A 12,299-nucleotide genomic window follows, 5' to 3' on the forward strand; every position below is an offset into this window, starting at 1 on the left:
ACAGGTCAGTCGGGTCGGCAACTCGAAGCGTCGAGTTGCGCGACCAGCGTCTTCGGGGCGATCACCCGATAGGCGTCCTCGACGAGGTCGGCGATGACGCCCCAGTCGAGGGGGACGTCGAGGTACACGCCGAGCCAGCCGCGATGGCCGACGTAGGGCGGGCGGAAGTACTTCTCGGGGTCCTGCGCGACGAGGGTCTCCTGCACGCCAGGACCCGCAGCGCACCAGAACGCCGTGCGGTCGTCGTGGTGGTGGTCGGCCGACGTCACGAAGGTCTTCTTGCCGCGGATGAACCAGGTGGGCTCGCCATGACTCAGGCGTTCGGTCACCTCTGGCAACGCGAGACAGAGGTGGCGCAGGCGTTCGAGCGCTTCCACCCGGACATCCTGCGCCACCGCACCCCCGTCGTGCCATCTGCCGGGCTCGGTTGCCGGCCACGGGTTGCAGGCTCAGCCGATGCCCGCGCGGATCGCGCTGATCAACTCGACGCCGGCCGTGTCACCGGAGAGTTCCCAGAAGACCTGCCGCGCAACGCCCCCGCGTCCCAGGTGTCCGACGTACCGTCCACAGAGGACACTTCACCGCGCCAGACGTGCGGATGTTCTTCATGTGGTAGTTGCGCTGACAGACGCCCACTGGACGAAGTAACCGATGACCCGGTTCGCGCTCTCCGCGAACAGGGGATCCTCTGAGAGAGCGGGACCGGCCGGATTCGAACCGGCGTTCTCCCTCCTCCGTTCCGGAGGGCGCGTCGACCACTGCGCTACAGGCCCCTTCGCCACCGCTCCACCCACACTAGACGGGGAAGTGCGGGCCGTATGCCCTGCGAAAGTGTTGGACCCAATAAGGTTCACGGACCAACCCCGAACTGGACGGTGTCGTGCCAGGGATCGACTACTACGAGTTGCTCGGTGTCGACCGGGGCGCCAGCGCCTCGGAGATCAAGTCGGCCTACCGCTCTCTCGCCAAGGTCATGCACCCCGACGCGGGTGGGACGTCTGGCGGCTTCCGCCTGCTCCAGGAGGCCTACGAGACGCTGAAGGACCCGGTCCGGCGGGCCGACTACGACCGCCCGGCACACCGGCCGCCCGCCGCGCCGCGACCGCAGACACGGCCGCGACCTCGCAGAACAGGCCACACGGGCAGGCTGCGCGACTTCGGCGACGACCCGAACTACATGGCGCCGCGGCCCCGTGTCGACCTCGGTTCGATGGAGTGGTGGCACCGCATCGACCTCGGCGCGCGCGTCCGTTACGTCCCCGCCACCGGCCTCGGACACGCCCCCGCGGCGGCCGCGATCGGCGGCTGGTTCGTCCTGCTCCTCCCGCTGACGATGACGTTGTCGCCGCTGTTGCTCGCCGTCTGGCTGCCGCTCGTGGCCGCCGCCGGTTACGGGGCGTTCCGGTTGGTGCGCCGCTACATGACGGTCGCGCGGGCCGAACGGGCGTTCGCCGGTGAGTACGACGGGAACACGATTTTCGGCCGTCCGGGTGAAAACAGACGCGAACGGCTGACCGCCGGACTGCTCACGGAGTACATGACCCAGCTACCGGGCGTGCGCATCTTCCACGGCCTCGCGTGGCCGGGGTCGGTCTTCACGGACATCGACCACGCCCTGCTCTGCGGCCGCCGCCTGGTCCTCATCGAGTCGAAGTCGTGGCTCCCCGGCCACTACTACTGCGACGAGGACGGCGAACTCTGGCGCAACGGCCACCCGTTCCGCGGCGGAGGCACGCAGCTGCTCGAGAGCGTCGAACGCTTCGCCGAGCTCCTGCCGTGGCTCGAGGTCCGCGGCGCCCTGCTCGTCTACCCGAGCCGCGCCGGCGAGGTCACGTGCGACGACGACCTCGACTTCGAGGTGCCGCCGATGACCCCCGAGCAGTTCGTCCGCGAGATCGGCGACTGGCTGGCCGACGACCCGGCCACCGTCGACCGCGAGGCATTGCGCGTTCTCGTGCGCCAGGTGGTCTCGGAAGTCCGCGTGGCCGGCGCCTGACTCGTTCCGCCCTTCACGAACAACCGGTCCGATTAGGACGAAAAGACCCTTGACTGGCGACTGACGGCCTGAAAGATTGGCATTGTTCCTGGGGGGACAGGTTAGCGTCGGGGGACGCCCTCCCATGGACTTTTTCAGTCACACTTACATGGGGGATTTGAAGTGAAGAACGTCATTCGCAGAGTTTCTGTCGCCATTGCCGCGGGCGCCGCCCTGCTGTCGATGGCGGCCGCGCCGGCTTCGGCCGCACCGAAGTTCGAGCCGTACGACCTGCCGGGCGTGGGCCCGCAGGCCCAGGCCAAGATCGCCGCCGAGGGCGACGCCATCTGGACCGCGATCATCCCGAAGACGACCGACATCAACCACGGCTCCTCCGTGGACCGCTGCGCGGACATCGCCTGGAACTCCCTGGACAACGGCGCGCGCACCATCCTGTTCGACTGCTACGGCACGAACAACCAGAAGTGGGCCCCCGTCTGGGTCGCGGGCACCGGCAGCCAGTACGGCACCGCGATGTTCATCAACGGCAACTCCGGCAAGTGCCTCGACCTCTACAACAACTCGACCGTCAACGGCGCCCACGTCATCCAGTGGAACTGCCACAACGGCGCGAACCAGCAGTGGGAGGTCGTGCTGCCCACCGGCGCCGACCCGGCCACCTACGACGGCCCGATCCTGTTCAAGAACCGCGCCACCGGCAAGTGCCTCGACACCGACTTCGGCGGCACCGCGAATGGCACCGGATTCCTGCAGTGGGACTGCCACGGCAACGCGAACCAGCTGTTCACGCTCTACCGGTGGCTCTCCTGATCTGAAGTACACGTGAATTGGCCGCCCGCACATTTCTGCGGGCGGCCAACGCTATTTCCGCACAACGTCGCCGGGGCCTCCACCGGCGATCTTCCACCGGTCATGAGATCCTTTTCGTCATGACCCGCACGGTGTGCCTCGCACAGAACCCCGACGCGGACGCACTCCTCGCGTCGGACATGTTCGCCCTGCTCACAGGAATGCTGCTGGACCAGCAGATCCCGATGGAGAAGGCGTTCTCCGGCCCCAAGGTCCTCGCCGACCGCATGGGCGGCCTGGACGTGCGCCGCATCGCCGAGGCCGACCCCGAGGCCTTCGCCACCGTCATGGCCACGCCGCCCGCCGTGCACCGGTTCCCCGGGTCGATGGCCAAGCGGGTGCAGGCGCTGTCGCAGTTCGTCGTCGAGACCTACGACGGCGACGTCACGCGGATCTGGGCCGACGGGGACGGGGCCGCGGTGCTGAAGCGGCTCAAGGCGCTGCCCGGGTTCGGGGAGCAGAAGGCCAAGATCTTCCTTGCACTTCTGGGCAAACAGTTCGGCGTCACGCCCGAGGGGTGGCGTGCGGCGGCTGGGCACTACGGGGACGAAGGAAGCCGGCGTAGCGTCGCTGACGTGCGCGATCAGGCGTCGTTGCTGGAGGTTCGCGACTTCAAGAAGGCCGCGAAGGCCGCCGCCAAGAAGTAGCACGGGCAGTTGATCGTCTGGTGCACTGTACGTACGCCGCCAGTCCGCACGAGGTGTTCCGCCTCGTGGGAGAAGGGGCGTTTGCGTTGCGCATCAAGGTGATCGGCATGTTCACCGTCCTCGTGCTCGGGTTGACGGGCCTTCCGGCGGGAGCGGCGACGTCGTGGCCGGGTGACTCCGCCACGAAGTACGCGGACGGGACGAACGTCTTCGGCACGAACCTGAGCGGGCTGTCGTTCGAGAGTCCGGGTGTCGTGTGGGCGGTCAGGAACGGGCCCTCGACGCTGTACCGGCTCGTGCCCAGCGGGAGCACGTGGAAGGTCGACCAGAAGCGGTCGCTCGAGTTCGCGGACGGGCAGGGTGATCCCGATGCCGAAGGGGTCGTGAGCACGCCGGACGGGCTCTTCGTGGCTGTCGAGCGCGACAACGACGACGGTGACGTGAGCACGCCGAAGATCCTCAAGTACGGCACCGGCAGCAACGCGGCCGCCGAGTGGGAGCTCGGCGGCATGCCCGAGGTCGACCCCAACGACGGGCCCGAGGCCATTTCGTGGGTGCCGGACTCGTTCCTCACGCGGAACGGCTTCAAGGACGACAGCGGCAGGACCTACGACCCCGCCGAGTACCCCGGTCACGGCAGCGGCTTGTTCTTGGTCGGGCTGGAGGCCACCGGCGAGGTGTACGTGTACGCCCTGCAGGGATCGGGCGCGAAGTTGCTGAGCAGGTTCGCGAGCGGTCAGAGCCAGGTGATGGACCTGGAGTTCGACGGCGGCAAGCTGTGGAGCCTCTGCGACAACCACTGCAGCGGCCGGACGACGACGCTCGCCATCAGCAGCGGCAGGTTCAAGGTCACGGCGACGTACAACCGGCCGTCGTCGCTGCCGAACGTGAACCTCGAAGGTTTCACGATCTCGCCGAGCTGCGTCAACGGCAAGAAGGTCGTTCTCTGGTCGGACGACGACAACACGAGCAGTCACGCGCTCAGGAGTGGCACGCTGACCTGCACGGGCTAGCCTCCGGATTGTCGGGGTGCGGAACTAAGCTGCCGCGCGTGACCGCACCCCGCATTCCCGGCCTGACCGACCTGAGACCGTTGGGCGCGGGCGGGTTCGCCACCGTCTACACCGCCCACCAGTCCCAGCTCGGTCGCGACGTCGCCGTGAAGATCGACAACCGGCTCCTGGTCGACGAGCGGGACCGGCGGCGGTTCCTGCGCGAGGCGCAGGCGGCGGCCAAGCTGTCGGGTCATCCGCACGTCGTCGGGGTGCACGACGCGAACATCACCGGCCACGGCACGCCGTACATCGTCATGGAGCTGTGCACCGGCGGGTCGCTCGCCGACCAGCTCGACCAGCAGGGCCCGTTGCATCCGGAGCAGGTGCGCGACCTCGGCATCAAGCTCGCCGACGCACTCGCCGCGGCACACCAGGAAGGCGTGCTGCACCGGGACATCAAGCCCGCCAACATCCTCGTCGACCGCTACGGCACGCCGAAGCTCGCCGACTTCGGGCTCGCGGCGCTGCTCGACGCGCAGGGTGGCAGCACGGTCACCAGGGACGCCCTGAGCCCCAGCTACGCGCCGCCCGAGGCGTTCGCGATGGCCGAGCCGACGCCGCAGGCCGACGTCTACTCGCTCGCGGCGACGCTCTACACGTTGCTCGCCGGCAAGCCGCCGCGTCCGGTGCCGTGGCCGATCACGTCGTTCGACCAGCTCGGCGAGATCCTGCGCCGGCCCGTGCCCGCGGTGCCGGGGGTGCCGCCCGCGTTGCACGAGGCGCTGGCGAGGGCTCTGCACCCGGACGCGAACCTGCGCACGCCGAGCGCCACGCAGCTGCGGGACGAGCTGATCGACCCGATGCGGATGCCCACCGTGCCGGTCCCTCCCCCGCCGAAGCGCAAGGCGTGGCCGTTGGTCGCCGGCGCTGCCGGGCTCGTCGTCGCGATCGTGGTCGGGCTGGTCGTGCTGAACCCCTTCGGCAAGGAGCAGACGACCGCCCAGGGCGCCGGACCGTCGACGACCCAGCAGGGCGGCGCCGAGGACATCCCGCCGTTCCTGAAGAAGTGCGACAGCGCCGGGTTCTGCGTCGACAAGTCCACTTGCTACCGAGGGATCAACACCATCGGTGGCGCGGCCGCCACCGCACGCAAAGTCGGGTCCTGTGCGGACGAGCACTACTGGGAGGCGTTCGGCGGGGGGTGGCTGTCCGGGGAGATCCCCGCGGTCGACTCCGACGAGTTGCTGGCCTCGGCGGAGGTGAAGAACGTCTGCACGCCCGCCCTGATGAAGGCGGTCACCAGGGCGAACGTCGACACCACGGGCTGGGACATCACCGCGGTCGGGTACAAGGACGGCTCTCGCAGCTACTTCCTCTGCATGGGCGCTGAACCCGGAGCAGGTGAGGTCGTCACCAGCGCGTTCGGCAGCTGACCATGATCCCCTCGCCAGCATCCTGGGGGGATCATGAGCAAGCTCCGCACTCTTGTCGCATGCCTTGCCGTCGCAGGTTCGCTGCTCGTGAGCGCCCCGGCAGCGCAGGCCGCCGCCGGGTGCTACCAGTCCGGCGGTCGAGCGGGCTACGGGACGACCTACACCTGCAACATCTGGCGCACCAACCACCCGTGGGCGATGTACGGCCCCGGCCGGATCACTCGGATCGGCAACGTCGAGGGCGTGCTCAACGCGGGCAACAGCTGGTTCGTGTGCCAGAAGAGGTTCGGCATCAAGCTCGAGTACGGTTCGATCAAGAACGACTGGTTCGCCTACACGCTGGGCGACAACGGGTACTGGGGCTGGGTCAGCGCCACGCACTTCTCCGCAGGTGGCAACTGGGAGGCGGTTCCCGGACTCGCCCACTGTCCCGGCGGATTCGGGGACACCGCCACCTACCCCGGCGAACGTCCGGTGCCGCACACCTGGCAGGTCCCCGGCCCTGACCGGGAGTCCAAGGTCTCCATCAACTGAAAATCCACTTGCGACGGTCACTAACGTTGACCGACGTGCGTGTTCACGCCGATTTGATCATTGCTGGATTCCGAAGGTACTCGACCTACCGACAAGCGATGCTGGCCGGGATGACCGCGAACGTGGTCTTCGGCCTGCTGCGGGCCGCCGTTCTCGTCGCCGCTCTCAAGGCGGCGAACGGTGAGATCGCGGAGTACGGCATCGCTGCGACCAACACGTACGTCTGGATCGGGCAGGGGCTGCTCGGGTTCATCCTGTTGTGGGGGACCAACGAGCTCGCCGAGCGCGTGCGATCCGGTGACGTCGTGGTCGACCTGTACCGGCCGTGGCACCTGCAGACCGCTCTGCTCGCGCAGGACCTCGGCCGCGGCGGGTACGCGTTCCTGACCAGGCTCGCGCCGCCGATGGTGTTCGGCATGCTGCTGTTCCCGTTCCAGTTCCCGGCCAGCCCGGTGCAGTGGCCGCTGTTCCTGGTCAGCGCGGTCCTCGCGCTGGTCATCAGCTTCGCGTGCCGGTTCCTGATCGACGTCAGCGCGTTCTGGCTGATCGACAACCGGGGGCTGTTCGGGTTCTGGAACGTCAGCTCCGGCCTGCTGTGCGGGCTCACCGTGCCGGTCGCGTTCTTCCCGGGGTGGGCTCGGGACGTGCTGTGGATGACCCCGTTCCCCGCGTTGATGCAGGCGCCGATCGACGTGTTCCTCGGGCACGGCGACCCGGTGCGAACCTTGCTCTACCAGGTGTTCTGGGCCGTGGCGCTGCTCGCGGCCGGTCACCTGGTCCTCCAGCGCGCGGTGCGCAAGGTGGTGGTGCAGGGTGGCTGACACCATCTATCCGCGGCTCATCGGCGCGCGGCTGCGGAGCCAGATGTCCTACCGCTCGTCGTTCGCGCTCGACCTCCTCACGCAGGTGCTGGCTCAGTGGATCGAGCTGGTCGTCATCCTCGTGCTGTTCGGTCACGTCAGCGGGCTCGGCGGGTTCACCAAGGACGAGGTGCTGCTGATGTACGCGTTCGCGGGCATCGCGTTCGGCATCGCGGACCTCTTCGCCGGGCAGCTCGACAACCTGCCGACGTACATCCGCACCGGCACCTTCGACGTGCTGCTGATGCGGCCGCTCGGCACGCTGCCGCAGATCATGGTGTCGGACGTCCGCCTGCGCAGGGTCGGGCGCATCATCGGCGCGCTCGCCGTGATGGTCTACGCGCTGATGCACGCCGGCATCGCCTGGACACCCGCGAAGGTCGCGCTGACCCTCGTCACGCCGCTGGCCGGCGCGGTCATCTTCGGCGCGATCTGGGTCGTGACGTGCTCGGTGTGCTTCTGGATCGTGGAGGGCCGCGAGTTCGCCAACGCCTTCACCTACGGCAGCAACGCCTTCACCTCGTACCCGGTCAACGTCTACTCCGCCCCGCTGCGCTGGGTGATGGCGTTCATCGTGCCGGGGGCGTTCGTCGCGTACTACCCGAGCCTCGCGCTGCTCGGGAAGCAGGATCCGCTCGGCCTTCCTGGCTGGGTCGGCTGGACATCACCGCTCGTCGCGGCGCTGGCGGCGGTCGTCGCCGGGTTCGCGTGGCGGTTCGCGGTCAGGCACTACCGGGGAACGGGATCATGATCGAGGTCAGGGAGCTCCGCAGGGAGTTCAAGGTAGCCACGTCCAAAGGCCTGCGCCGCAACTACAAGACCGTCACGGCGGTGGACGGTGTCACGTTCGACGTCGCCGCGGGTGAGGCCGTCGGGTACGTCGGGCCGAACGGCGCCGGCAAGTCCACGACGATCAAGATGCTGACCGGGATCCTGGTGCCGACCAGCGGCCACATCCGGGTGGGCGACGTCGATCCGTCGAAGCAACGGCGTGATCTCGCGAAACGCATCGGCGTCGTGTTCGGCCAGCGCAGCCAGCTCTGGTGGGACCTGCCGCTCGGGGACAGCTTCGACCTGCTCAAGTCGATCTACCGCGTGTCTGCGGAGGACTACCGCAGGCGCCTCGACGAGTGCGTCGAACTCCTTGGTCTGCAGGAGTTCCTGACCACGCCCGTGCGGCAGCTCTCGCTGGGGCAGCGGATGCGCGGCGAGATCACCGCCGCGCTGCTGCACGCCCCGGAGCTCCTGGTGCTGGACGAGCCGACGATCGGCCTGGACCTGGAGTCCAAGGAGCGCCTCAGGGAGTTCCTCGCGGACATCAACACCCGCCGCGGCACGACGCTCCTGCTCACCACGCACGACCTGGACGACATCGAACGCCTCTGCCCGCGGCTGATGGTGATCGACCACGGCCGGGTGCTCGCCGACGGCCCGCTGGAGGAGCTGCGCGCCGAGGTCACGCCGGACCGCGAGCTCGTCATCGACCTCAGGGAACCAGGCCCGGCGCCGGACGTCCCCGGAGTGACGGCGGTGCGCAGCGAGGCCAACGGGCTGCGCCACCACCTCACGTTCAGGAGAGCGGAGACGACGGCGGCACAGTTGATCACCCAGGTGGTGCGGCAGGTGGAGGTCCACGACCTCGCCGTCGTGGAGCCGGAAATCGACGACGTCATCCGCAAGCTGTACCAACGGCAACTCGATCAAGACGTACGTCGGTAGAGTCATCAGTAATCGATCCGGACACTTCGGGCACAAGGAGAGCGAATGCGCCTAGTTGGACCGCTGGCCGCGGCTGTCATCGCGATGGGCAGCTTGACGGCTTGCGACGCGATCCAGGGCGTCAGCAACACCGCGGACAAGGTGAAGCTGTGCGCCGACGCAATCTCGCTCGTGGGTTTCACGCCGGACATGAGCGACCCGCAGAAGGCTCTGGAGGAAACCCAGGCCAAGGCGAAGGAGCTCGAGACCCTCGCGGGCTCGGCGCCGGACGAGCAGGTGAAGAAGGCTCTCGAAGAGGCCGCCAACGGCATGCAGAACGTCAACTCCGCGGCGGACTGGGTGCAGCAGAAGGCCGATCTCGCCGCGAAGGTCTCCTCGGCCTGCGGCGGATGAGCACTTGAGCCCTGTTGCGCACCTCCGGTGGCGGCTTAGGCTTTGACGCGTCCATCGTGCCAAGCCTCACGCCGCACACCGGAGGTGTTGCAGCACCATGCAAGCAACAGTGGGTGACAGGCTCCACGTCCACAGCCGTTCGATCGGCCTGGAGGAGCGCCTCGGCGAGATCCTCGAAGTGCGCGGGAACGACGGGCATCCGCCGTACCTCGTCCGCTTCAACGACGGCCACGAGGGCCTGGTGTTCCCAGGGCCCGACTGCATCGTCGAGCCCCGAGGCTCCGTCTAACCGTTGAGAACGGTCGCGATCAACTCCTCGGCGAGCTGAGGAGTCGCTGCCGCCACGCCTGACCACCGGTGGGTCAGGTCGGGCTCGAACGTGAACGGCCGCCCGTGCAGGTCGACCAGCACGCCGCCCGCGGCGGGCACGGTGACCAGCGCCGTCGCGAGGTCCATGATCCGGTGCGTGTCGCTGCCCGGATCGATGAACGCGTCGACAGTGCCTTCCGCGACCAGCATGGTCTCCAGGCACGTCGTGCACAGCACACGGATGCGGTCGGCGCTGTTCGCGATGCGCAGCCACGCGTCCTGAGTGCCCGTCTTGGGGCGCATCAGGCACACCGACGCGCCCTTCAGAGTCGTGCGTCCGGTGGTGCGGAACGACGTCGGCACTCCTGCGCGCGCGTGCCACGCACGACCCGTGTCGAACCACGTCGTCAGAGCTTCTTTTGCTGTGCCGTCTTCGACGAGCGCACCGGCGAAGCACGAGAGAGGGACGCCGAACGCGGCGTTCGCGGACCCGTCGACCGGGTCGATGACGAGGGTGATCGAGGAGCCGTTGTCGACGAACCCGGCTTCCTCGGAGAGCAGGTTCACGCGATTGCGGTGGATCGACTCCAGGATCGCGTCCTCGACGATGCGATCGACGAGCATCGTCGGTGTTCCGTCGGCGCCGTCCGCCACTTCTTCGCGGAGTTCGAGGCGCGTGTGCAGAGATCGGGCACGCCCGTACGCCGCCGACGCCGCACGAGCGGCGTCAGCGAGCGCAGGGTGCACGTCATCGGAGAGCTGTGGCTGGGGAACGTCCCATGGGATCAGCACGTTCCCCACACTGCCACGAAAAACTCAGATCAGGCCGAGGCCCTTGACCGCGTCGCGCTCCTCGACCAGCTCGGCCACGGAGGCGTCGATCCGGCCGCGGGAGAACTCGTCGATCTCCAGGCCCTGGATGATCTCGTAGCTGCCGCCCGAGCACTTGACCGGGAACGACGAGATGATGCCCTCGGGCACGCCGTACGAACCGTCCGACGGGATGGCCATCGAGGTCCACTCGGTGCCGTTGACCCAGTCGTAGATGTGGTCGATGGCGGCGTTCGCGGCCGACGCGGCCGAAGACGCGCCACGGGCCTCGATGATCGCCGCGCCGCGCTTGGCGACGGTCGGGATGAAGTCGTTCTCCAGCCACGCCTGGTCGTTCACGGCCTCGGCGGCGGTCTTGCCGCCCACCTTGGCGCGGAACAGGTCCGGGTACTGGGTGGCCGAGTGGTTGCCCCAGATCGTCATGTTCTGGATCTCGGTGACCGCAACGCCCAGCTTCTTGGCGAGCTGCGACAGGGCGCGGTTGTGGTCCAGGCGCGTCATCGCGGTGAAGCGCTCGCGCGGGACGTCCGGCGCGTGCTGCTGGGCGATGAGGGCGTTGGTGTTGGCCGGGTTGCCGACCACGAGGACCTTCACGTCGTCAGCGGCACCGGCGTTGATCGCCTCGCCCTGCGGCTTGAAGATGCCACCGTTGGCCTCGAGGAGGTCGCCGCGCTCCATGCCCTTGGTGCGGGGGCGGGCGCCGACGAGCAGGGCCACGTTCACGCCGTCGAACGCGGTCTTCGCGTCGTCGGTGATCGTGATTCCCTTGAGCAGCGGGAAGGCGCAGTCGTCCAGCTCCATCGCGGTGCCCTCGGCGGCCTTCAGCGCGGGGGTGATCTCCAGCAGCCGCAGGTTGACCGGGGTGTCCGGGCCGAGCAGGTGGCCGGAAGCGATGCGGAAGAGCAGTGCGTAGCCGATCTGGCCGGCTGCACCGGTGACAGTGACGTTCACGGGCGTGCGGGTCATGAGCCTTCCCGAATGACGGTCGTCCTCGTTGACGTCGGGCAGGTCGCCCGGCGTCCCGCACGTTACCAACACGTCGCCGATGGCAGAGTGTGAGAGTGGACAACCTGGTCGAAGAGGTTGGCGAGGACTACGCCGACGCGAACCTGCACGGACAACACTGGGAGAAGCGGTCTTTCACCGACTGCGACTTCACCGAGGCCGACCTCCGCGAACTCGTCACGGCGGGGTGCACGTTCACCCGGTGCGACTTCACCCGGACGGATCTCGGCGAGTCGCAGCACACCGCGACGGCGTTCCGGCAGTGCACCTTCGACCGCACGGTCCTGACCCGGTCGAGCTTCACCTCGTGCAGCCTCATGGGGTCGACCTTCGTCGACTGCGTGCTGCGGCCCGTCACCTTCACCGAGGTCGACTTCACGCTGGCGTCGTTCGCGAAGGCGCCGCTGCACGGCCTGAAGCTGGGCGGTCAGCGGTTCCGCGAGACGAACCTCAGCGAGGCCGACCTGCGCAACACCGACCTGAGCCAGTCCGACCTGATGGGTGCCCGGCTGCTCGACGCCAAGCTGGAGGGCGCGGACCTGCGCGGGGCGAAGCTGGACGCGAACGGGCTCCGGCAGGCCAAGCTCGCCGGAGCCCTGATCGACGTCGAGCAGGCGATCGCCTTCGCGGCCGCCTACGGCCTAGTGGTGTCGTAAGCCTTCGCCGCGTTCTTTCGCCGTAGACGAGTGCCATCGCAGTACCGGCCCCGCGTCCTCGTAGTGGTCCTA

Annotated in this window: 15 protein-coding genes and 1 pseudogene; 12 read left to right on the top strand and 4 right to left on the bottom strand. The window is 68.3% G+C overall.

Annotated features, from left to right (window positions below; genetic code table 11):
* Positions 1 to 5: 5 nt before the first annotated feature.
* A complete protein-coding gene (locus tag AB0M48_RS19440) occupies positions 6 to 377 on the bottom strand; it encodes an MmcQ/YjbR family DNA-binding protein (protein ID WP_363843988.1) in 372 nt (123 codons plus the stop codon).
* Positions 378 to 697: 320 nt separating this feature from the next.
* Positions 698 to 774, bottom strand: a pseudogene (locus AB0M48_RS19445).
* A 106-nt stretch (positions 775 to 880) separates the two neighbouring features.
* Between AB0M48_RS19445 and AB0M48_RS19450 the strand changes: the two are divergent.
* The 11 genes from AB0M48_RS19450 (at position 881) to AB0M48_RS19500 (ending at position 9,715) form a co-directional block, all read left to right on the top strand.
* Positions 881 to 1,996, top strand: coding sequence for a DnaJ domain-containing protein (locus AB0M48_RS19450; protein WP_363843581.1), 1,116 nt, complete (start codon positions 881 to 883; stop codon positions 1,994 to 1,996).
* 162 nt (positions 1,997 to 2,158) lie between these two features.
* On the top strand, positions 2,159 to 2,806 hold the full coding sequence (locus AB0M48_RS19455) for an RICIN domain-containing protein (protein WP_363843584.1): 648 nt from the start codon (positions 2,159 to 2,161) through the stop codon (positions 2,804 to 2,806).
* 119 nt (positions 2,807 to 2,925) lie between these two features.
* Positions 2,926 to 3,492, top strand: a complete 567-nt coding sequence (locus tag AB0M48_RS19460) for an HhH-GPD-type base excision DNA repair protein (protein WP_363843587.1) — start codon at positions 2,926 to 2,928, stop codon at positions 3,490 to 3,492.
* A gap of 20 nt (positions 3,493 to 3,512) precedes the next feature.
* The gene (locus AB0M48_RS19465) at positions 3,513 to 4,505 is read left to right on the top strand and encodes a hypothetical protein (RefSeq protein ID WP_363843590.1); all 993 of its coding nucleotides are present in this window, start codon (positions 3,513 to 3,515) and stop codon (positions 4,503 to 4,505) included.
* A 38-nt stretch (positions 4,506 to 4,543) separates the two neighbouring features.
* The gene (locus tag AB0M48_RS19470; RefSeq protein ID WP_363843593.1) at positions 4,544 to 5,920 is read left to right on the top strand and encodes a serine/threonine-protein kinase; all 1,377 of its coding nucleotides are present in this window, start codon (positions 4,544 to 4,546) and stop codon (positions 5,918 to 5,920) included.
* Between the two features lie 87 nt (positions 5,921 to 6,007).
* A complete protein-coding gene (locus AB0M48_RS19475) occupies positions 6,008 to 6,454 on the top strand; it encodes a hypothetical protein (protein WP_363843597.1) in 447 nt (148 codons plus the stop codon).
* A gap of 110 nt (positions 6,455 to 6,564) precedes the next feature.
* Positions 6,565 to 7,275 (top strand): ABC-2 family transporter protein, encoded by a 711-nt coding sequence (locus AB0M48_RS19480; RefSeq protein WP_363843601.1) that lies wholly within the window; start codon positions 6,565 to 6,567, stop codon positions 7,273 to 7,275.
* Complete coding sequence (locus tag AB0M48_RS19485) at positions 7,268 to 8,065, top strand: ABC-2 family transporter protein (protein ID WP_363843604.1); 798 nt, start codon at positions 7,268 to 7,270, stop codon at positions 8,063 to 8,065. The genes AB0M48_RS19480 and AB0M48_RS19485 overlap by 8 nt, the downstream gene beginning before the upstream one ends.
* Positions 8,062 to 9,033: an ATP-binding cassette domain-containing protein gene (locus AB0M48_RS19490; protein ID WP_363843607.1), complete on the top strand. Its 972-nt coding sequence runs from the start codon at positions 8,062 to 8,064 to the stop codon at positions 9,031 to 9,033. Before AB0M48_RS19485 ends, AB0M48_RS19490 begins: the two co-directional genes overlap by 4 nt.
* 45 nt (positions 9,034 to 9,078) lie before the next feature.
* Complete coding sequence (locus AB0M48_RS19495) at positions 9,079 to 9,426, top strand: hypothetical protein (RefSeq protein ID WP_363843610.1); 348 nt, start codon at positions 9,079 to 9,081, stop codon at positions 9,424 to 9,426.
* Positions 9,427 to 9,523: 97 nt separating this feature from the next.
* Positions 9,524 to 9,715 carry a DUF1918 domain-containing protein gene (locus AB0M48_RS19500; protein WP_090094805.1) on the top strand — a complete coding sequence of 64 codons (192 nt, stop codon included), beginning with the start codon at positions 9,524 to 9,526 and terminating at the stop codon, positions 9,713 to 9,715.
* Here AB0M48_RS19500 and AB0M48_RS19505 read toward each other — a convergent pair.
* Positions 9,712 to 10,527 (bottom strand): inositol monophosphatase family protein, encoded by an 816-nt coding sequence (locus AB0M48_RS19505; protein ID WP_319985941.1) that lies wholly within the window; start codon positions 10,525 to 10,527, stop codon positions 9,712 to 9,714. The genes AB0M48_RS19500 and AB0M48_RS19505 overlap by 4 nt on opposite strands.
* Positions 10,528 to 10,551: 24 nt before the next feature.
* Positions 10,552 to 11,532, bottom strand: a complete 981-nt coding sequence (locus AB0M48_RS19510; protein ID WP_363843991.1) for a malate dehydrogenase — start codon at positions 11,530 to 11,532, stop codon at positions 10,552 to 10,554.
* A gap of 104 nt (positions 11,533 to 11,636) precedes the next feature.
* Here AB0M48_RS19510 and AB0M48_RS19515 point away from each other — a divergent pair, with 104 nt between their 5' ends.
* Complete coding sequence (locus AB0M48_RS19515; RefSeq protein WP_363843994.1) at positions 11,637 to 12,227, top strand: pentapeptide repeat-containing protein; 591 nt, start codon at positions 11,637 to 11,639, stop codon at positions 12,225 to 12,227.
* Positions 12,228 to 12,299: the final 72 nt, after the last annotated feature.

The sequence above is a fragment of the Lentzea sp. NPDC051208 genome (assembly GCF_040682435.1).
GTDB lineage: Bacteria > Actinomycetota > Actinomycetes > Mycobacteriales > Pseudonocardiaceae > Lentzea > Lentzea kristufekii.

Excerpts from the sequence above, each read along its gene's own strand:
- AB0M48_RS19460 (WP_363843587.1), top strand. The coding sequence starts at position 2,926 with ATGACCCGCACGGTGTGCCTCGCACAGAACCCCGACGCGGACGCACTC.
- AB0M48_RS19480 (WP_363843601.1), top strand. The coding sequence starts at position 6,565 with ATGACCGCGAACGTGGTCTTCGGCCTGCTGCGGGCCGCCGTTCTCGTC.
- AB0M48_RS19490 (WP_363843607.1), top strand. The coding sequence starts at position 8,062 with ATGATCGAGGTCAGGGAGCTCCGCAGGGAGTTCAAGGTAGCCACGTCC.
- AB0M48_RS19495 (WP_363843610.1), top strand. The coding sequence starts at position 9,079 with ATGCGCCTAGTTGGACCGCTGGCCGCGGCTGTCATCGCGATGGGCAGC.
- AB0M48_RS19500 (WP_090094805.1), top strand. The coding sequence starts at position 9,524 with ATGCAAGCAACAGTGGGTGACAGGCTCCACGTCCACAGCCGTTCGATC.
- AB0M48_RS19510 (WP_363843991.1), bottom strand. The coding sequence starts at position 11,532 with ATGACCCGCACGCCCGTGAACGTCACTGTCACCGGTGCAGCCGGCCAG.